Annotated in this window: 18 protein-coding genes and 1 riboswitch; of the genes, 14 read left to right on the forward strand and 4 right to left on the reverse strand. The window is 73.5% G+C overall.

All coding sequences use genetic code 11. From position 1 onward, the window contains the following. Positions 1-200: 200 nt before the first annotated feature. Both KIK06_RS03080 and KIK06_RS03085 read left to right on the forward strand, forming a co-directional pair. Positions 201-917 (forward strand): SAM-dependent methyltransferase, encoded by a 717-nt coding sequence (locus tag KIK06_RS03080; RefSeq protein ID WP_026127899.1) that lies wholly within the window; start codon positions 201-203, stop codon positions 915-917. After that, positions 908-1,450, forward strand: coding sequence for a DinB family protein (locus KIK06_RS03085; RefSeq protein WP_026127898.1), 543 nt, complete (start codon positions 908-910; stop codon positions 1,448-1,450). The genes KIK06_RS03080 and KIK06_RS03085 overlap by 10 nt, the downstream gene beginning before the upstream one ends. A 31-nt stretch (positions 1,451-1,481) precedes the next feature. Here the strand turns inward: KIK06_RS03085 and KIK06_RS03090 are convergent, their stop codons facing one another. Next, the gene (locus KIK06_RS03090) at positions 1,482-3,596 is read right to left on the reverse strand and encodes a primosomal protein N' (RefSeq protein WP_268641823.1); all 2,115 of its coding nucleotides are present in this window, start codon (positions 3,594-3,596) and stop codon (positions 1,482-1,484) included. A gap of 178 nt (positions 3,597-3,774) precedes the next feature. On the opposite strand from KIK06_RS03090, the gene fmt reads away from it, so the two are divergent. From fmt to KIK06_RS03145, 11 genes are all read left to right on the forward strand, one after another. After that, the gene (gene fmt / locus KIK06_RS03095; RefSeq protein ID WP_026127897.1) at positions 3,775-4,710 is read left to right on the forward strand and encodes a methionyl-tRNA formyltransferase; all 936 of its coding nucleotides are present in this window, start codon (positions 3,775-3,777) and stop codon (positions 4,708-4,710) included. Between the two features lie 99 nt (positions 4,711-4,809). Beyond that, entirely contained in the window at positions 4,810-6,276 is a 1,467-nt protein-coding gene (locus KIK06_RS03100) for an RsmB/NOP family class I SAM-dependent RNA methyltransferase (protein ID WP_017600280.1), read from the forward strand. Positions 6,277-6,544: 268 nt separating this feature from the next. Next, the gene (locus KIK06_RS03105; protein WP_268641825.1) at positions 6,545-7,558 is read left to right on the forward strand and encodes a serine/threonine-protein kinase; all 1,014 of its coding nucleotides are present in this window, start codon (positions 6,545-6,547) and stop codon (positions 7,556-7,558) included. Between the two features lie 106 nt (positions 7,559-7,664). Continuing rightward, positions 7,665-8,336, forward strand: a complete 672-nt coding sequence (rpe, locus tag KIK06_RS03110) for a ribulose-phosphate 3-epimerase (protein WP_017600279.1) — start codon at positions 7,665-7,667, stop codon at positions 8,334-8,336. 178 nt (positions 8,337-8,514) lie between these two features. Then, the gene (locus KIK06_RS03115) at positions 8,515-9,555 is read left to right on the forward strand and encodes a phosphatase PAP2 family protein (RefSeq protein ID WP_268641826.1); all 1,041 of its coding nucleotides are present in this window, start codon (positions 8,515-8,517) and stop codon (positions 9,553-9,555) included. A gap of 76 nt (positions 9,556-9,631) precedes the next feature. Then, positions 9,632-9,762: riboswitch (FMN riboswitch) on the forward strand. Between the two features lie 109 nt (positions 9,763-9,871). Then, entirely contained in the window at positions 9,872-10,504 is a 633-nt protein-coding gene (locus tag KIK06_RS03120; RefSeq protein ID WP_268645833.1) for a riboflavin synthase, read from the forward strand. 79 nt (positions 10,505-10,583) lie between these two features. After that, a complete protein-coding gene (locus KIK06_RS03125; protein ID WP_017600275.1) occupies positions 10,584-11,876 on the forward strand; it encodes a bifunctional 3,4-dihydroxy-2-butanone-4-phosphate synthase/GTP cyclohydrolase II in 1,293 nt (430 codons plus the stop codon). A gap of 92 nt (positions 11,877-11,968) precedes the next feature. Further along, positions 11,969-12,442 carry a 6,7-dimethyl-8-ribityllumazine synthase gene (gene ribH / locus KIK06_RS03130; RefSeq protein WP_017600274.1) on the forward strand — a complete coding sequence of 158 codons (474 nt, stop codon included), beginning with the start codon at positions 11,969-11,971 and terminating at the stop codon, positions 12,440-12,442. Between the two features lie 113 nt (positions 12,443-12,555). Then, positions 12,556-13,017 carry a PH domain-containing protein gene (locus KIK06_RS03135; RefSeq protein ID WP_017600273.1) on the forward strand — a complete coding sequence of 154 codons (462 nt, stop codon included), beginning with the start codon at positions 12,556-12,558 and terminating at the stop codon, positions 13,015-13,017. Positions 13,018-13,131: 114 nt separating this feature from the next. Next, complete coding sequence (locus KIK06_RS03140; RefSeq protein ID WP_268641827.1) at positions 13,132-14,292, forward strand: XdhC family protein; 1,161 nt, start codon at positions 13,132-13,134, stop codon at positions 14,290-14,292. A 173-nt stretch (positions 14,293-14,465) separates the two neighbouring features. Beyond that, positions 14,466-15,038 (forward strand): nucleotidyltransferase family protein, encoded by a 573-nt coding sequence (locus tag KIK06_RS03145; RefSeq protein WP_268645834.1) that lies wholly within the window; start codon positions 14,466-14,468, stop codon positions 15,036-15,038. Positions 15,039-15,104: 66 nt separating this feature from the next. Here KIK06_RS03145 and KIK06_RS03150 read toward each other — a convergent pair whose 3' ends face one another. The 3 genes from KIK06_RS03150 to KIK06_RS03160 form a co-directional block, all read right to left on the reverse strand. Then, the gene (locus KIK06_RS03150; RefSeq protein ID WP_268641828.1) at positions 15,105-17,792 is read right to left on the reverse strand and encodes a protein kinase domain-containing protein; all 2,688 of its coding nucleotides are present in this window, start codon (positions 17,790-17,792) and stop codon (positions 15,105-15,107) included. 208 nt (positions 17,793-18,000) lie between these two features. Further along, positions 18,001-18,255, reverse strand: a complete 255-nt coding sequence (locus tag KIK06_RS03155; protein WP_083924267.1) for a DUF2470 domain-containing protein — start codon at positions 18,253-18,255, stop codon at positions 18,001-18,003. 245 nt (positions 18,256-18,500) lie between these two features. Beyond that, positions 18,501-19,043, reverse strand: a complete 543-nt coding sequence (locus tag KIK06_RS03160; protein WP_017600268.1) for a YceI family protein — start codon at positions 19,041-19,043, stop codon at positions 18,501-18,503. A gap of 143 nt (positions 19,044-19,186) precedes the next feature. Here KIK06_RS03160 and KIK06_RS03165 point away from each other — a divergent pair, with 143 nt between their 5' ends. Beyond that, positions 19,187-19,663 (forward strand): MarR family winged helix-turn-helix transcriptional regulator, encoded by a 477-nt coding sequence (locus KIK06_RS03165; RefSeq protein WP_268641829.1) that lies wholly within the window; start codon positions 19,187-19,189, stop codon positions 19,661-19,663. Positions 19,664-19,667: the final 4 nt, after the last annotated feature.

A 19,667-nucleotide genomic window follows, 5' to 3' on the forward strand; every position in this document is an offset into this window, starting at 1 on the left:
GACACGGGAGTGGGCGCCCCGCCGCGGATCACGTCGCGATACCACCCAGACGGAGAAGCGGGGCGCAAATCACCCAACCCTGTGTGGCGGATCACGTTGCCGGGGGTAGCATCGGGCCCTGACGGTACGGCGCGTTGTGGACGATCCCGATCGGTGAGCCCGTGCGCCGTGCCTCCCGCGAGCGGACCGGCTGGGGGAGCATGATCGTGACGGACGTCCGAGGATCGAAGGCAGGCCCGCTCACGGCAGCCTCCCAGCGGCCGGACCCCGTACCGCTCCCCGGACGACAGCCAGGCGTCGTCGGCCTCGGCCGCCGGGCGCAGACATGGCTCCCCGACCCCCGCGCCGCCGACCACCTCCGCCGACACGAGCGCTTCCTCGGCAGGATCATCGACTACCTGTGCGCTGACGCCGGAGTCGACCAGTTCGTCGACTGGGGGTGCGCCGTGCCCGGGACGGGCACGCGTGTCCGGGAGCGCAGACCCGGCGCCGCGGTCGTGCACGTCGCCCCGTACGGGACGGCGGGCGTCCTCTCCAGCTCCGACACCGCGGTCCTGTCCGGAGACGGCGCCGACCCCACCACACTCCTACACCGCCTGCGGACCTCCGGCCACGTGGACCTCGACCGCCCCCTCGCCGTCCTCCTCACCCGCCCCCTCACCGCCGACACGTCCCCCACCTGGATCGACGGGCTGCACTCCCTGATGCGTGGCGGCGGCTACCTCGCCCTGACCTCCTCCGCGCCCCCCGCGGACACAGAGTCCGCCTTCGCCCCGTTCCGGCTCCTGGAACCCGGTGTCGCGGACATCACCTGGTGGCCCTATCCAGACGAGGAGGTGTCCGCCGAGGGCAGCGGGGTCCTCGGTGGACTGGGCCGGGCTCGGACACGGACGAGGGGGTCGTCCCGATGGCTGTGAACTGGACGGGGGAGACGCTGGCGCAGCTCCAGTTCTACTGGGACTACTCCCTGTGGCCGAGGCTGGAGGGCCTCACCGACGCGGAGTACCTCTGGGAGCCCGTCGCCGGGGCCTGGACGGTGCACCGGCTCCCCGACGGACGGTACGCGCCCGACGGGGCCGGGGCCGAACCGGATCCGCCACCGGTGACCACGATCGCCTGGCGGCTCGGGCACATCGTCGTGGACGTGCTGGAGACCCGGGTGAACTGGCATTTCGGCGACCGGACGGCGACCCGGGACACGATCGACTGGCCCAGCGGCGCCGACAACGCCCGCGCACGCCTGCACGCGGCCTACCGGGCCTGGTCCGACCACCTCCAGGAACTCGACGACGAGGCGATGGCCGCACCCGTGGGCGGCGCCGAGGCACCCCAGTGGGCGGACTTCCCCATGGTGGCGCTGGTCCTGCACCTGAACCGGGAGATCTTCCACCACGGTGCGGAGATCGCCCTGCTCCGCGACCTGTACCGGGCCGGGTACGGCCGGAGCTGACCGTCCTTCGCGCGGGGCCCCGACCGTGCCCTCAGACCACGTGCAGCGGATCCACCCGGACCTGGGCCAGATGCTCGTCGCGGCGCGCGCTACGGGCCGAGGCGGCCACCTTCAGCGACCTGGCCAGCGCTCCGACACCGCCACGAGGGACCCGGAGCAGGGCGCGCTCGGTCTGGTGGACGCCCTCCGCGGTCTCCTCCCTCGGGGAGCCCACGGGCACCGGCCCGAGGAGTTCGGTCCCCTCGGGCAGTTCGAGCTGGTCGAGCAGCTCGCGGACGTGCTCGGGGGCGCCGGTGACCGAGGCCATCGTGACCGCCGGGGGGAAACCCAGCTCACGCCGGTCGGCCAGCTCGCGTTCGGCGAACCCGGCCGGATCCCAGCGCACGAGCGACTGCACGACCGGTAGCGCCGCGTCGGCCGACACCACCACCGTTCCGCCGGGCCGGACCAGGGCCGACGCGTTCAGCCAGCGTCGCAGCGCCTCCTCCGACGCCCGCAGGTCCAACCGGTTGAGCAGCGCCCACCCGTCCAGCAGCACGGCCGCCGCGTACCCGTTCTCGGCCGTGGGTTCGGCGCCGGGCGTGGCCACGATGATCGAGGGCCGGTCGGCGACCGCGGACAGCACCTCCTCCCGGCCGGACGTGCGCACCGTCAGCGAGGGGAAGGCGCGGCCCAACTCCTCCGCCGTGCGCCGGGCGCCCACCACGACCGCGCGCATGCGGGTCACACCGCACTCGGGACAGGCCCACTGCCCGGCCACCCGGCCGCACCAGCCGCACGAGGGCATCGCGTGCGAACCGCGCACGGCCAGTGGCCCCCGGCACGCGTCACACCGGGCGGGCTCACGGCACCCCGCGCAGGCCAGCGTGTTGAGGTAGCCCCGGCGGGGCACCTGGAAGAGCACGGGACCCGTCCGGGCCGCGTCCCGGGCCGCGCGCAGGGCCAGACTCGGCATCCGCGCCGACCGCGCCGCCTCGTCCCGGGCCAGTTCCCGGTCGTCTCCGGCGGCCCGCACGATCGGCACCCGCCGCCGCAGGGTCGCCCGGTCCGCCGCGAGCGGACGCGCCCACCCCGACTCCACCAGCAGCTGGGCGTCGGTGGTACGCGTGTGTCCGCCGATCAAGGCCCCGGCGTCGGCGCGGTGCGCGCGCATCGCCAGGACCGTGCGGGCGTGGGGGTAGGGGGCGTGCGGTTCGGCGTGCACGTCGTCGCCGTCGTCCCAGAGCACCACCAGCCCCAGGTCGCGTATCGGTGCGAAGACCGCGGCCCGCGTGCCCACGACGACCCGGACCCGTCCGCGCAGGGCCGCCAGCCACCTCCGGTAGCGTTTGGCGGGCCCGAGACCGGCGGTGAGCGCCACATGGCGGCCCTCGCCGAGGCGGCGGGTGAGCGCGGCGTCGACGGCCTCGACGTCTCGGCCGTCGGGCACGACGATGACCGTTCCGCGCCCTCCGTCCAGCGTCGCCCCGGCCGCGTCCGCCACGGCGTCCGCCCAGTCCGCGCCGGGGAGGGCACTCCACACCGCGCGCGCGGCTCGGCCCTCGCGCAGGGCCTGGAGGAAGGCGGACCCCTCGGGGTAGTCCGCCCACGGGCCCGGGTCGGCGTCCTCGTCCCGCGGCGTGTCCTCCCCCTCGGCCCCGGTCGCCCCGGCACCGGCCTCGGGCTCCCCGGACTCCTCCTCGGGGCTCTCCTCCCGTTCCACCCGGGCGTGGCGCGGGGGGACGGCCAGGCGCAGGACGTCGCTCAGCGTGCCCGCGTACCGGTCGGCGACGGCACGGGCCAGGCTGAGGACCTCCGGGGTCAGGACGGGCTCGGGGGAGACCACCGACTCCAGGTAGGCCAGGCGACCGGCGAAGTCCGAGGTCTCCGTCCGCTCGACGAGGAACCCGCCGAGCTGGCGGTTGTTGAAGCGCACCTTGACCCGGCAGCCGGGAACGGCGGCCTCGTCCATGTCGGCGGGCACCCGGTAGTCGAAGTAGCGGTCCAGGTGGGGGAGCGGAGTGTCCACGACCACGCGCGCGACGGGCAGGCGGTCGGCGGGCCGCTTCCTGGCCGCGTGGCGGGCCTTCGCCAAGGCGGCCTTGGGCGGGTCCTGTTCGGGAAGGTCGAAGAGGACTCCGTCGGGCGGGCCGGGCTGCGCTGTCATCACCTCTGGTGTACCAGAAGCCCCCGACAGAGCCCGTGGTTCATGGCTCCGAGCCGCCCGCACGACTGGTAGAACTGGGACGCGTACAGACCGTGCACGGGGGTGTCACGCGGTCCGGGGCGCCGGGGGCGCGGCGCGACCCGGGACGGTTTCCGTCAGCAGTGGAGGGGACCCGTAGATGAAGCTCGTCTTTGCTGGAACGCCTGAGGTGGCGGTGCCGTCCCTGCGGGCGCTGATCGACTCCGACCACGAGGTGGCGGCGGTCGTGACCCGCCCCGACGCGCGCTCCGGGCGCGGGCGGAGGATGTCGGCCAGCCCGGTCGCCGAGCTGGCCGCCGGCGAGGGGATCGAGGTCCTCAAGCCGGAGAAGGCGGGCGACCCCGAATTCCTGGAGCGGCTCGCCGAGATCGGCCCGGACTGCTGCCCCGTGGTGGCCTACGGCGCCCTCCTGCCCCAGCGCGCGCTCGACATCCCCGAGCGCGGCTGGATCAACCTGCACTTCTCGCTGCTGCCCGCCTGGCGCGGCGCCGCCCCCGTCCAGCACGCCATCCTGCACGGCGACGACGTCACCGGCGCCTCGACCTTCCGGATCGTCAAGGAGCTCGACGCCGGCCCGGTCTTTGGCACCCTCACCGAGACCGTGCGCCCCACCGACACCAGCGGCGAACTCCTCGACCGCCTGTCCGTGGCCGGGGCCGAACTGCTCGTGCGCACGATCGACGGCATCGCCGGCGGCCAGCTCACCGCGGTGCCGCAGGAGGGGGACGGGGTCTCCTACGCGTCCAAGCTCACCCCCGAGGACGCCGAACTCGACTTCACCGCCCCCGCCCAGCGCGTGGACCGCGTCGCCCGCGCCTGCACGCCCGCGCCCGGCGCGTGGACCACCTTCCGCGGCACCCGGCTCAAGGTCGGCCCGGTCAGCCCCCTGCCCGATGCCGACACCCCCGCCCTCGACCCCGGGCAGGTGCACGCCGACAAGCGGCGGGTGGTCGTGGGGACCAGCACCAACCCGGTGCTCCTGGGCGAGGTACAGCCCCAGGGCAAGCGTGCGATGGCGGCGGTGGACTGGGCCCGTGGCGTGCGTCCCACCGAAGATGACCGCCTGGGCCGCTGAGCTGCCGTAGTCTCGTCTAGGGCATGTGCCCTGGCCGCGCGGTCCGCTCCGGACCGCCCCCACCAGACCCCGTCCCCGGTTCGTTGAGGCAGAACACAGTTGAGCGAGCAGTCCCGATCCCCGTACCGCCGACCCCGACGGGGCGGGAAGCCCGCGCAGGGCGGAGGCCGGGGAACCTCCGGACCGCCCAAACCCCGTGACCCGGCCCGCCGCGTCGCCTACGACGTCCTGCTCGCGGTCGAGCAGCGCGACGCCTACGCCAACCTCCTGCTGCCCGCCCAGCTCGCCGACCGGGGGATCAGCGGCAGGGACGCCGCGCTGGCCACCGAGCTCACCTACGGGACGCTGCGCCGGCAGGGCACCTACGACGCGATCCTGGAGGCCTGCGTGGACCGTACGCTGGCCTCCGTGGACCGCGAGGTGCTGCCCGTGCTGCGCCTGGGCGCCCACCAGCTGCTGTCGACGAAGATCCCACCGCACGCGGCCGTCAGCGCCACCGTCGACCTGGCCAGGAAGGTGGTCGGCCACCACCGGGCCAGGTTCGCCAACGCCGTCCTGCGCAGGGTGTCCGCGCGCGACCTGGAGGCGTGGATGGAGGTCGTCGCGCCCGATCGCGCCACCGACCCCAGCGGATACCTGTCCGTCGTACACAGCCACCCGAGGTGGGTGGTCAAGGACCTGGCCCGCGCGCTGGGGGAGCGCTCCTCCACCGGGTTGGTCGAGACGGAGCGTCTGCTCATCGCGCACAACGAGCGCCCCCGCGTCACCCTCGTCGCCAAGCCCGGCCGCTCCACGGTCGCCGACCTGGTCGCCGCGGGCGCCGAGGAGGCGCGCTACTCGCCGTTCGGCGCCTACCTGCCCGAGGGCGACCCCGCCGCCATCCGCGAGGTGCGCCAGAACCGGGCCGCGGTGCAGGACGAGGCCAGCCAGTTGGTCGCGCTGGCGCTGACCCGGGTGGACGCCCACGGCGACGACGCCCTGTGGCTGGACATGTGCGCCGGCCCCGGCGGGAAGGCCGGGCTGCTGGCCTCCCTGGCCGGGCAGCGCGAGGCCCGCCTGCTGGCGTCGGAGGTTCAGCCCGCGCGCGCCGGACTCGTGGCCACGGCGGTGCGTCGCGCGCCGCGCGACGCCGGTCGGGTCGTGGTCGCCGACGGCACCGCGCCGGCGTGGCGGCCGGGTGTCTTCGACCGCGTCCTGGTGGACGTGCCCTGCACCGGGTTGGGGGCGCTGCGGCGCCGCCCGGAGTCGCGCTGGCGCCGCACGCCGGAGTCGGTCGCCGCGCTGGCGCCGCTCCAGCACGACCTGCTCGTCAGCGCGGTCGAGTCCGTGCGCCCCGGCGGGGTGGTGGCGTACGTGACGTGCTCACCGCACCTGGACGAGACCGACGGGATCGTGCGCCGCGTGCTCGACGAGCGCGACGACCTCACCCTGCTGCGCGCCGCCGACTACCTGGACGGGATCCCCGACCTGGCGGCGGGTCCCGAGGGCGGGTACGTCCAGTTCTGGCCGCACGTCCACGGGACCGACGCCATGTTCCTGGCGCTGCTTCGCAGGTCCGAGGCGTGACGGCGGCGGGAGTCCGGCACACCGTGAGCCGGGACGAGGACGGGGGATGGTGCGCTGGGGCTCACGCGGGCGCGGCTGGTGTGGCCTTCGGACAGGGGGACAGCCGGGCCGAGGCACCGGCCGACCTCCGGGAGGGGCCGGCCCTCCCGGAGGATGTCGACGGGGCACCCGCGGTCCATCCGTGAGTCCGGGGCGGGGTCGGATAGGGTCGTGCCGCGCCCCTGCCCCCGGCGCGTATCGGCCATCGCCCCCCTGGAGCCGTCCGCGCATGAGTACCCCACCGCCGTCGCCGCACGATCCGGCCCCTGCGTCGGTCGGCGGTTACCGCGTCCTCCGCCGCCTGGGCAGTGGCGGGCAGGGCACCGTCTACCTGGGCGAGGACGGCACCGGCGCCCGGGTGGCCGTCAAGACCCTCACCGAGGAGGCGATGGCCGACCCCGGCATGCGCCGACGGTTCGCGCGCGAGGCCGAGGCGGCGCGCAAGGTCGCCACCTTCTGCACCGCCGCCGTGGTCGACGCCGACATGGACGCCCAGCCGCCCTACATCGTCAGCGAGTACGTCGAGGGACCCACCCTCCACCAGCGCGTCCGCGACCGGGGACCGATGTCCGGCGGGGACCTCAACCGCCTGGCGGTGGTCACCGCGACCGCGCTCGTGGCCATCCACGAGGCCGGGATCGTGCACCGCGACCTCAAGCCGGGCAACGTGATCCTCGGCGAGGGCGGCGCGCGGGTGATCGACTTCGGCATCGCCCAGGTCCCGAGCGGGGCCGGTACCGTCACGCACTCCACCATCGGCACCCCCGCGTTCATGGCTCCCGAGCAGATCGCCGAGGGCGACGCCACGCCCGCATCCGACGTGTTCGCGTGGGGGACGCTCGTCGCCTTCACCGCGGGCGGCTCCTCCCCCTTCGACGGGCCGACGGTGCCCACCGTCCTGTACAAGGTGCTGCACGCCGACCCCGACCTGTCCGCGCTCCCCGAGCCGCTGCGTACCCTGGTCGGCCGGGCCCTGGCCAAGGACCCCGCCACGCGTCCCACCTCGGAGGCACTGCTGATGTCCCTGCTCGGCCGCGCCGACCCTCCGGCGGCCCCGGCAGCGCGAACGAGGACCCTGGATCAGGCGCGCTCCTCAGCTGTCTCCGAGCCCTCAGGAACGGATGACGCGTTGAGCGGATCGTCCGTCGCGCCCAAAGCCTGGGACGTGAACTGGGTTCTCTGGGGGTTTCTGGCCCTTGTGATCGTCCTTTGGTTCGTACTCAGGCACTTGACGTACTCGTGATAGTCCTGTCCGGGGGCACGGGTGGGCGCCATCGTCATCGGACAGGGCGGAACCGGCTGACCTGGGTGCAAGCACCGGCCCGAACGCTCCTCGCTACACTGCGGGTGTGGCAATCCAGATCTCACCCAGCATCCTCAGCGCCGACTTCGCCCACCTCGCGGATGAGGCGGCGGCCGTGTCCCCCTCCGCCGACTGGCTCCACGTCGACGTCATGGACAACCACTTCGTCCCCAACCTGACGCTCGGCCTGCCGATCGTGGAGTCCCTGCGCAAGGCGGCCACCACGCCGCTGGACTGCCACCTGATGATCGAGGACCCCGACCGCTGGGCCCCCGCCTACGCCGAGGCGGGCGCGGGCAGCGTCACCATCCACGCCAAGGCCGCGGGCGCCCCCGTGCGCACCCTGCGCGAGATCCGCCGCCTCGGCGCTCGCGCCGGGCTGGCCCTCAACCCCGCCGAGCCGGTCGAGCCCTACGCCGACCTCATCGGCGAGATGGACATGCTCCTGCTCATGACCGTCGAGCCCGGCTTCGGCGGCCAGAAGTTCCTCGACGTGGTCCTGCCCAAGATCCGCAAGGCGCGCGAGATCCTCGACACCCGCCAGTCCTCCGTCTGGCTTCAGGTCGACGGCGGCGTCAGCGCCGAGACCATCGAACGCGCCGCCGAGGCCGGAGCCGACGTCTTCGTCGCGGGCTCGGCCGTCTACGGCGCCCAGGACCCCGCGGGGGCGGTCGACACCCTGCGCTCCCTGGCGACCAAGGCCAGCCCCCTCGCATAACGATCCCGGCGCGCAGCCCGTGTGGCTCTGGTCACGCGGGCGGCCCGCGTCCTATGCTTCCCGTCCGTAGTCGTTGATTCCGCTTGGTCGCGGCTCCGTCTTCCCCTCGCGCCAGCGCGCGCCCCGGGGGAGCGGCGCGGCGTGAGGCGTTGCCAGGCGCGGACCCGTGGAGTGCGCGTTGAACGCTTGGACACCCGAGCACCTGGCCATGGACGCCCTGTGGGAGGCCGAGACCACCCCGATCCTCTGGGTGCAGGGGTGGGGCGACTGGTTGGCCCCACCCCTCGGCCTCATCACCGGGCTCGGCTCCCAGACCTTCATCGTCCTCCTGCTCACCCTCGTCTTCTGGTGCGTGAACGCCGGGACCGGCGCCCGGCTCTTCGTGGCCGTCGTCGCCTCCGGCGCGGTCAACTACCTGCTCAAGGGGCTCATCTACGGGGCCCGCCCCTTCTGGTTCAGCCACCAGGTGACCGCGCACGCCGCCGAGTCCAGCTTCGGGATCCCCTCCGGGCACGCCCAGGCCTCCACAGTCCTGTGGGGCTACCTGGGCCTGCGCTCGGGCAGCCGCGCCTGGCTCGGAGCGGCGGCCGCCCTGGTCGCGCTGATCTGCCTGTCCCGCCTCTACCTCGGTGTGCACTTCCTCAGCGACGTTCTCGCCGGCCTCCTCGTCGGCGTCGCCGTCCTGTGGGCGTTCCTGCGCTGGGAGGAGCGCGTCCTGCGCTGGTGGCGGCGTCTGTCCACCGCGGCCTGGGCGGGCTGCGCGGCGGCGGTCTCCGTCCTGCCCTGCGCGGCGGCCGTCGTGTGGCAGGGCCTCGTGCGCGCCGACTGGGCCGCGCCCGCGGAGTGGATGGGCGCGGTCCCCGCCGATCCGGCCGGAACGACGCTCACCGGGCTGTTCACCGTCTGCGGTGCCCTGCTCGGCGGTCTCGTCGGCTTCACCCTGCTCCACGGTCGCGGCTGGTACAGCGCTGAGGGAGCCCTGACCGCCCGCGCCGCGCGCTTCGTCCTCGGCACCTCGGTCGTGGTGCTCCTCCAGGTGGCCGAGGACCTCCTCCTCGGCGGACTGACCGGGTTCGCCGAGGCCGCGGCCGCGTTCGCCGTCTACACCCTCATCGCGCTGTGGGCCTCCTTCGGGGCGCCCGAGACCTTCGTCCGCAGCGGCTTGGCCCGCCGCCCCGAGGCCGCGGTCGCCGCCACGGACGGTGCCGCCGACGCCTGAGTGAACCCGTGAGTAGACTCACACCGCCTAGGCCCCGAGGGCACGACCAGGTAGGATCCGGATCGACGACAGTCGAACGCGTGCTCCGGGGTCGGTGAAAGTCCGAACCGGCGGTGACAGTCCGCGACCCGGCCGAAGCCATCGGCCGGTTGAACCGGTGGAATTCCGGTACCGACGGTGAGAGTCCGGATGGGAGGCAGTACGCGTGGGGACGGGTCCCACCGGCGTGCCGCGCGCGCCTTCGGCCCCGCCCCGTCGTGGACCCGATTCCACACCCCCATGCCCCGGAGCGCCATGAGGCGAAGGGATGACAAGGGTGTTCACCGGAATCGTGGAGGAACTCGGCGAGGTCGTGTCCATCGAACCCGCCGGAACCACGGGCGAGTCGCTCCTACTGACCGTGCGCGGACCGCTGGTCTCCTCCGACGCGGGCCACGGCGACTCCATCGCGGTCAACGGCGTGTGCCTGACCGTGGTCGGACAGGGTGAGGGCACCTTCACCGCCGACGTCATGAAGGAGTCCCTCGACCGCTCCTCCCTGGGCGCGCTCGTCCCCGGCTCCCCGGTCAACCTCGAACGGGCGGCCCGCGCCGACGGCCGTCTCGGCGGCCACATCGTGCAGGGCCACGTCGACGGCACCGCGCGTCTGGTCTCCCGAAACCCCGGCGACAACTGGGACGTCCTGCGGTTCGACCTGTCCGCCGAGCTGTCCCCGTACGTGGTCGAGAAGGGTTCGATCACCGTGGACGGCACCAGTCTGACCGTCTCCGCCGTCAGCGCCCCCGACGCCTCCGAGGAGTTCTTCGAGGTCAGCCTCATCCCGGAGACCCTGCGGGCCACCACCCTGGGCGAGCTCGCCCTCGGCGCCACCGTCAACGTCGAGGTGGACGTCGTCGCCAAGTACGTCGAGCGCATCGCCGCCGTCACCGCGGCCCGTGCCCGCGGCTGACCCGACCTCCGGGGGCGAGACCCCCGACGGGCCGCCACGCACCCACCACACCACCAGCAGTCATCTCCTGGGAGCCGTCATGACCGTCACCGACACCACACCAGGCACCGCGGACACCACCGAACCGGCCGTGGTCCTCGACTCCATCGGCGACGCGGTCGCCGACTTCGCCGCCGGACGCGCGATCGTGGTCGTGGACGACGAGGACCGCGAGAACGAGGGCGACATCATCTTCGCCGCCGAGCTCGCCACCCCCGAACTCCTGGCGTTCATGATCCGCCACACCTCCGGCGTGGTGTGCGTTCCCATGGAGGGCGACGACCTCGACCGCCTCGACCTCCCCCTGATGACCGCACGCAACGAGGAGAGCCTGCGCACCGCCTACACGGTGACCGTCGACGCGCGCGAGGGCGTCACCACCGGCATCTCCGCCGCCGACCGGGCCCGCACCATCCGACTGCTGGCCGACACCGACAGCCGTCCCGTCGACTTCGTGCGCCCCGGCCACATCCTCCCGCTGCGCGCCCGCCCGGGCGGCGTGCTCGCCCGCCGGGGCCACACCGAGGCCTCCGTCGACTTCGCGCGGCTGGCCGGGCTGCGCCCCGCCGGGGTCCTGGCCGAGGTGGTCAACGACGACGGCACCATGGCGCGCCTGCCCCGCCTGCGCGAGTTCGCCGACGAGCACGGCCTGAAGCTGGTGTCGGTCGAGCAGTTGGCCGCCCACCGCGCCGCCCTCGGTCACACCCTCACCTCCGACCAGGCCGCCCCGCCGCTGGTCACCCGCATGGTGGAGACCCGCATGCCCAACGAGCACGGGGAGTGGCGCGCCATCGGGTTCAAGGGCACGACCGACGGCGCCGAGCACGTCGCGCTCGTGTACGGCGACCTCACCGACGGCACCGACGTCCTGGCCCGTCTGCACTCGGAGTGCCTGACCGGAGACGCCTTCGGTTCGCACCGCTGCGACTGCGGCGCCCAGCTCGACGCGGCCATGGCCGACATCGCCCAGGAGGGGCGCGGCGTCGTCGTCTACCTGGGCGGCCACGAGGGCCGGGGGATCGGACTGCTGCACAAGCTGCGCGCCTACAGCCTCCAGGACCAGGGAGTGGACACCGTCGACGCCAACCTGCGCCTGGGCCTGCCCGCCGACGCGCGCGAGTTCGGCGCGGGCGCCCAGATCCTCACCGACCTGGGCGTCACCTCGGTCCGGCTGCTGTCCAACAACCCGGCCAAGGCCGAGGGGCTGACGGCGCACGGCGTCCACGTGGCGGAGCGGGTGGCCATGCCCTCCTTCGTCACCCGGGACAACATCACGTACCTGCGCACCAAGCGGGACCGGATGGGACACGAGCTGAGCGGCGTGGCCCAGTAGGATCCGATCCGCCGCCCCGCCACCGCCGACACCGCGCCCGTCACGGGGACGCGTCGGCACCGACCCCCACCGCACCGACACAGGGAGAACACATGAGTGGAGAAGGCCGCCCCGACGCCCAGGAGGTCGACGCCTCGGGGATGTCGGTGGGCATCGTCGTCACCCGCTGGAACGCGCAGATCGTCGAACCGATGCTGGCCCGGGCCCTTGACGTGATCAAGGCCTCCGGCGCGGTCGACCCCGTCGTGGTGCGGGTGGCCGGCGCGGTCGAGATCCCCGTCGTCGCCCAGGAGCTGGCCCGCAAGCACGACGCGGTCATCGCCCTGGGCGCGGTCATCCGCGGCGGCACCCCGCACTTCGACTACGTGTGCCAGTCGGTGACCCACGGGCTCACCGAGGTCGCCCTGCGTGAGGCCACCCCCGTGGGCAACGGGGTACTCACCTGTGACACCCTGGAGCAGGCACGCGACCGCGCGGGCCTGCCCGGAAGCGCCGAGGACAAGGGCGCGGAGGCGACCTGGGCCGCCCTGGACACGGCGGCGGCCCTGCGCGGTCTGCGACGTTGACCCCCGCCTTCCGGTCGGCCCGACCGGAACGCGTCGACCCCGGGGACGACGCGTAGTGAGCCCCGCAAGCGGGGCCGAGCCTGGAGCAGTAGGTGCGAACGAGGGAACGACCGGTGGACGAGACGGAGCGCGGGCCCGCACTTCCGCGGACCTGGCGGCCGAGGGCGGTACGGATCGTCGCCTACGGGATGGGGCTGCTGGTCGTGGCCACCATGGTGGTGCTGACGGTGATCCTGCCCGAGGACTGGCGGTTGCAGGACCGGGTGCTGCTGGTCATGCTGGGCCTGGTGATCGCCGCCGGCCTGCACCTGCTCGCCCGGCCCAGGCTCGTGGCCGCCGAGCACAACGTGACCGTGGTCAACGGCATCCGCACCCACGTGCTGGCCTGGCCGGAGATCGTCGACATCCGTATGCCGGTCGGCGAGCCCTGGCCGTCGGTGGACCTGTCCGACGGCACCACCCTCGCCGTGATGGGCATTCAGAGCGCCGACGGGGAGCGGGCGCGCCGCGACCTGGAGGAGTTCCGCGCCATGCTGCACGAGCGCGGTGAGGCACCGGAACCCGGCGGCTCGTAGACATCTACCAGGGGGGTCCCCGTTTCTTGGCGGAACGGGGACTCCCTTTGTGTTGGGTGGGGCACATACGTTGGTATCGAAGGTCGTGTGGGGGAACGCGGAAGGGGTATCCGAGTGCGCGACATCCGAGCGGCCGTGGCCGATCTCCACGCCACCGGCGAGACGTTCGCATTGGCCACGGTGATCGACACCGACAAGAGCGCGCCCCGCGATCCCGGAGCCGCCATGGCCGTGGGCGACTCCGGCGAGGTCGTCGGCTCCGTCTCCGGCGGTTGCGTGGAGGGCGCGGTCTACGAGGAGGCCCTGGAGGCCATCCGCACGGGCCGACCGGTCCGCCGCACCTACGGTGTGAGCGATGAAGAGGCCTTCAGCGTCGGCCTCACCTGCGGCGGCACGCTGCACGTGTTCGTCGAGCCGGTCAGCCGGGCGACCTTCCCCGAGCTGGGATCGGTCCTCGCGGCCATCGACGAGCACCAGCCGGTCGCCGTCGCCACCGTGGTGTCCGACCCCTCCGACTCCGGTCGGCTGGGGCGCCGCCGCGTCGTGTGGCCGGACCACGCCGAGGGCGACCTGGGGCCGACCGCCGGCCGCCTCACCGACGCCCTCGACGACGACGTGCGCGGGATGCTGGCCCAGGGCAGCACGGGCCTCCTGCGCTACGGGGTGGACGGCCAGCGGCGCGGCGACGCGCTGGAGGTCTTCGTCCAGTCCTTCGCGCCCGCCCCGCGCATGCTGGTCTTCGGCGCGATCGACTTCGCCGCCGCCGTCGCCGACCTGGGCTCCTACCTCGGTTACCGGGTGACGGTCTGCGACGCGCGTCCGGTGTTCGCCACGCCCAAGCGCTTTCCCACCGCGGACGAGGTGGTCGTCAAGTGGCCGCACGTGTTCGTGGACGAGATCGCCGACCAGATCGACGAGCGCACGGTCGTGTGCGTACTCACCCACGACCCCAAGTTCGACGTCCCCGTCATCAAGGCGGCCCTGGCCACCCGGGCGGGCTACATCGGCGCGATGGGGTCGCGGCGCACCCACGAGGACCGGCTGGAACGCCTGCGCGAGGCCGGGGTGGGCGAGGAGGACCTGGTGCGCCTGCACTCGCCGATCGGTCTGGACCTGGGTGCCAGGACCCCGGAGGAGACCGCCGTGTCCATCGCGGCCGAGCTCGTCCAGACGCGTTGGGGCGGGAGCGGTCGTGCCCTGCGCGAGACGAGCGGTCGTATCCACCGCGACACGCGCCCGCTCGTTCCGGCCGGATTCGGTCACACCCACAAGTGAACCGAAACCCGACGTCCTGTGAAGTGCCTGGTCACAGCGGTGTCGGCGCGCGGAGCCGGGAAGCTCCTCCAGCGGACCAGCGCGCGTACGCCACGCACCCGCCGGGCGCGTGGCATCATCACGACATGGTGACTGGGGACACGGGGAACGCGGGGAGCGAACGGGCGGGAGCTGTGGCGGGGCTGCTGCTGGCGGCGGGTTCGGGGAGTCGCCTCGGACGCCCCAAGGCCCTGGTCGAGGTGGGCGGTGAACGCCTGGTCGACCGGGGCGTGCGCACTCTGGCCGCGGGTGGCTGCGCCCCCGTCCTGGTGGTGCTGGGCGCGGCGGACACCTCCGTACGCGGCGCCCTCACGGTGCTCAACCCCGACTGGGCCACGGGGATGGGCTCCTCGGTGCGGGCCGGGATCGACGCCCTGCCCGACACGGTGGACGCCGTTCTCGTCGCCCTGGCCGACCAGCCCCTGGTCACCCCGGAGGCGGTGCGCCGACTCCTGAGGGTCCACGCCCAGGGCGCCCGCGCCGCCGTGGCCACCTACGCGGGAAATCCGCGCAACCCCGTCCTCCTGGGCCGGGAACACTGGTCCACGGTGCACGCCATGGCCGTGCGCGACGTGGGAGCACGCCCCTTCCTGCGCACCTACTCGCACCTGGTGACCACCGTGGAGTGCGACGACGTCGCCAGCCCCGAGGACATCGACACCACCGAGGACCTCGTACGGGTCAGCGGCATGATCGACGGCCACTGACGCGCGCGTGGGCCCGTGAGGGCGACGGGTGGGCCGAAGCGAAGCGGCAGGCCCGAACAGGCACTGCTAGCCCAGCAGCCCGTCCAGCGGGATGAGCACCCCCGAGCCCAGCGCCAGCAGCCCCGTCGACAGCAGGATCAGGAGCATGGACAGCGATCCCGCCACGGCCAACCGGAAGGCGGCGAGTCGGCGCCGGGCACGGGAGGAGCTGCGCTGGTTGGCCGCCGACCGTCCCAGCAGCACCAGGACCACGGCCAGCACCACCGGCAACCACCACGCGGTCTCCACCGGTTCCGGCAGGAGACCGGTCACCATGCCCGCGGCCCGGGACAGCCCCGCCAGGACGCCGTCGCGAGCGGAGTCCACCAGGCCGCTGTAGAGCGGGGTGACGAACGCGCTCTCCGGGTAGTAGCCGCCGTCGGGGCGCAGTGCCCGGCCCAGCCCGTCGATCAGGCCGAGCAGGGCGGCGGGGTAGGCGAACCGACGGCACCGGCCCGCCCGCATCGCCCGCTGGATCTGGTTCATCGTCCGGTCGACACGGCGCCTGGCCCGCTCCTGGGCACGCCGCGACCTGGACGTCTCCTCGGGGCCCTGCGGTACCGGGCGGCCGAACTCGTCGACCCTCGGGGGGCCGTCCGGTCGTACCGGTGCGGTGGCGGCCTCGGCGCGGCGCCGGCGGGCGCCCTCCCAACGCTCCTTGGCCCCGTCCCACCGCTCCCGCGCGGACCCGGCCAGTGACGCCCACCGGTCCTGCCGCCGTGCGCGGCCGTCGGCACGCTCGCGGTCGGCGATCAGGCCGCCGACCCGGTCGGCTTCGGGCAGCAGCGTCGCGGCGGCGACCAGGGCGGCACGTGTCGTGACCGCCTCGCCGCCCTTGCCGTCACGCAGGGCCAGGCGCCGCTGTTCGACCCACCAGGGGGCGTGCGGCGCGGCGCTGCGCTCGGTCGGGTGCCAGGACTGGCGGCGCAGCACGGAGCGGTGGTTCGATGCGGTCTCCGGGTCCAGCACCAACTCGACCGCCCGGGCCCACGCCGTGTCCATCTCGTGCGGTTCGGGCCGCCGGGGCGCGTCGGCGCCCGACACGACCACTCGCTCGACGGTCTCGACCACCTTGCGCATGACCAGCGGTACCTCGTGCTGGACGCGCTCCAGCAGGGCGCACCGCCCGGAGCCGCCCGAACGGCAGGACGGGTGCGGGCACCAGTGCTGCGCGGCCAGCCCCACGACTCCCGAGGCGACCGCCTCACGCACCACCGCGTGGCGGCTCGCCTCACCGGTGGCCAGCGCCATGAGTCCGTCCGCGCTGATCTCGTGGCCGCGGAACCTGGGCGGCATGCCCGGGACGTAGCGGGCCGCCAGCGCGCTGATCGCCACGTGCGCCAACCGGGGATCGGCGTCCAGACCGGTCAGGTACGAGCGGTCGAAGGTGTAGTCGTTGACCTCGCGGTCCAGCCAGCTGCGCAGCTCCGGCCAGTGCGTGCGCAGCCACATCGCGCCGGTGTCGGAGCGGTCGAGCAGATCGAAGGCCAGGCTCGGCGGGTCCTCGTGGCTGGCGCCGGCGAACACGATCGGACGGGTGCGGCGTGCGGTCCGGATCTGGGGCCGCTCACCGGCCAGCCACTGGGTCACCTCGTCGTGGCCCCATCGGGCGGCGGGGGAGGGCGCGAGCAGTCCGCGTGCGAGCAGGCGCCAGCGTTCGTCGGTGATCGCCGAGACGTCCACCTCGGTGTTGCGGGCGGTGAGCCAGTTGCCGCCGCGTTCGGGACGGCGTCCGGTGACCAGCTCGTGGACCATGACGCCGAGGGACCACCAGGCGGCCGGGGCCTCCCGGCGACCCTCGATCACCTCGGGCGCGGCGTAGTCCTCGGTGACGGCCAGTCCGCCGTAGACACGGCTCATCGTGGCGCGGACCGCGCCACCGAAGTCGGTGAGGGCCACGACCGGCGGGTCGAGGGAGCGCAGCAGCAGGTTCTCGGGCTTGACGTCGGTGTGGTTGTGCTGGAGGTCGTGCTGCCAGTGGTGCAGGCACTCGGCGACGGCGGACACCACCGCGCGGGCGCGCCCGTCGTCGAGCGGCGCCTCGTCCATGAGCGTGCGCAGTGATCCTCGCGCGAAGTACTCCTGGGCCTCCCAGGCCAGGTCCTCGCCCCAGGAGCTGGAGGAGGACCCGTAGCCCTGGATGGCGGGTGTGTGCGGTGAGGAGGTGCCTCGGGCGCGCAGCCGGTCCAGGAGTTCGCGGTTGATGTCGTGACCGGGGCGGTACACCTTGAGGGCCAGTTCGCGGCCGGGTTCGTCGGTGGGTTCGGCGAGGTAGACGACGGCCTCCCCGCCCGAACCCAGGTGGCCGCGGATCTGGTAGCGGCGGCGCAGGTCGGCGGGTACCGCGTAGTCCAGGTCGTTCGCCGGCCCGACGACCACGCGGGAGACCAGACGGGTCAGCCAGCCCAGCACGGGGCCGAGGAGTGTCCGCCACCACGCGCCGTGGCCGGGGGGCCGGCCGCCGGTGGCGCCGCCGCGCGGCCGGGCGGTCGGCGGCGCGGGGGAGTCCACACGCGTGCCGTTGGGCGGGACGGAACCCGCCCCGGGGCCGACCACGCGCGTGGGAGCGTCGTCGTCCGCGTGCGCTGAGCCGGGCCGCAGTACGCGTGTGACCCACCGCGTGGCACCAGCGGTGGGACCGGTCCGCGTGGTTGGCGCGGCGGGCTCGATCCTTCGTGTCGGCGCGTTCTCGTCACCGGGTTCGGGCGTGACCATCGAGGTCGGGGCCACCCTTCGGCTAGCTGGTCGGGTACGGGTTCCGGGGGACCGGCGGACCCTTCCACACTAGGTCGCACGCCCGACCCCTCGTGTGGGGTCGCGCGTTCGGGTCACCGCTCACTCCTGTCTCTCCTTGGACTCCCGACGGAGGGCGGGAGTTCCGGATCAGGGGTGTCGTCTCCGGCTCGCCCCGTGCGCGTGGCGATCAGTGCCCGCGAGGGGTGACGCCGAGCCGCTCGCAGGCCTCCTGGTACATGCGTACGACCTCGGTCCGGATCTGCGCGCGCTCGGTGAGCGGGTGGGACCAGGGGACGCGTACGGTGCGCTCGGCGCCCTCCACCACGACCGCGTAGTCGCCGCCGTCGCCGTCCAGACCGGTCATCCGGGCCGCCGTGGCCTCGGGACAGCCGCCCAGGGCACGGCAGATGAGCAGGGTGTCCTCCGGGTGGTCGCCGTTCATGTGCGCGGTGACGGCGGAGACGACCTCGTCGGAGAAGGGCTTGGAGGGCACGAGCGCTCCCGTGGGTGGGTCGGGGACACGAGTGGGGGAGGGCACACGAGGCCCTCCCCCAACGACGATATCCGACATCCACAGTTTCATGACGGTGTGTCGTCACCTGTGGCGCGTGCTCGCCCCTCTCCGGCGCGCGGGGCCGGTCCGGTGTCCGCCCTCGCGTCCGTCGCGCGCCGTTCGCCCGACCGGTCTCAGGCCTGGCGGGTGAACTCGGCGTCGATCTCGATCGCGATCTTGTCGCCGATGACCACGCCGCCTCCGTCCATCGGCAGCTCGATGTCCACGCCGAACCGCTTGCGGCTGATCGTCGTGGTGGCGGCGAACCCGGCGCGCTCCAGGCCGTAGGGGTCGAGGGTGGAGCCGTTGAACTCCAGCGCGAGCTCGACCGGGTTGGTGATGCCCTTGATGGTCAGGTCGCCCTTGAGGACGAACTCCTCGCCCTTGGCCTCCAGGCCGGTGGAGCGGAAGGAGAACTCCGGGTGCGTGTCGACGTGGAAGAAGTCGGCGGACCGGACGTGGTTGTCGCGGTCGGCGTTGTCGGTGTTGATCGAGCCGGCGTCGATGGTCGCGACCACCGAGGCCTTCGCCGGGTCCTCGGGGACGGTCAGCGTGGCGTCGAACTTCTCGAAGCGTCCGCGCACCTTGCTCACCATCATGTGGCGGACCGAGAAGCCGACCACCGAGTGGGTGGGATCGATGCTCCAGGTGCCGGCCTTGAGTTCCTGTGCTGCCATGGTCTGTCTCCCTGTGCTGGCTGGACCCGGGCGCGGGCCCTTGTGCTTGCTAGTAACAAAGTACTCCAGAAGTATCTTCCTGGGAAGGGGAATTGCGTGCGTGTCCCCGCTCACACGACGGATTCGCCGATAGAATGGGCGGTATGGAGAAGGCCACGTGGCTCAGCGCCGACGAACAAAGCGTCTGGCGGAGCATCCTGAGAGTCAACGCGGCGCTCTACGACGGCCTGGAACGGGACCTGCGCTCCCGGTGCGGCATCTCACTCGTGGAGTACGGCATCCTCGTCCACCTCTCCGAGGCCGAGGACCGACGGCTGCGCATGCGCGCTCTGGCCGACAGCGTCATCGTGTCCAAGAGCCGCCTCTCACACCAGGTCGCGCGGCTGGAGCGCGACGGCTACGTGCGTCGCGAACACTGCGACGACGACCGCCGCGGCCTGTGGGCCATCCTCACCGACGAGGGCGCCGAACTCCTGGAACGCGCCGCCCCCGGCCACGCCACGAAGGTGCGTGAACTGCTGTTCGACCGACTCAACGCCGTGCAGCTCGTCCAACTCGGCTCGGTGGTCACCGCCCTCGAAGGTGACACCTCCGCGGGAACCGGCCGGAACCCCGCCTGACGGC

The sequence above is a fragment of the Nocardiopsis sp. EMB25 genome (genome assembly GCF_026797795.1).
In the GTDB taxonomy this organism is placed as follows: Bacteria; Actinomycetota; Actinomycetes; order Streptosporangiales; family Streptosporangiaceae; genus Nocardiopsis; species Nocardiopsis lucentensis.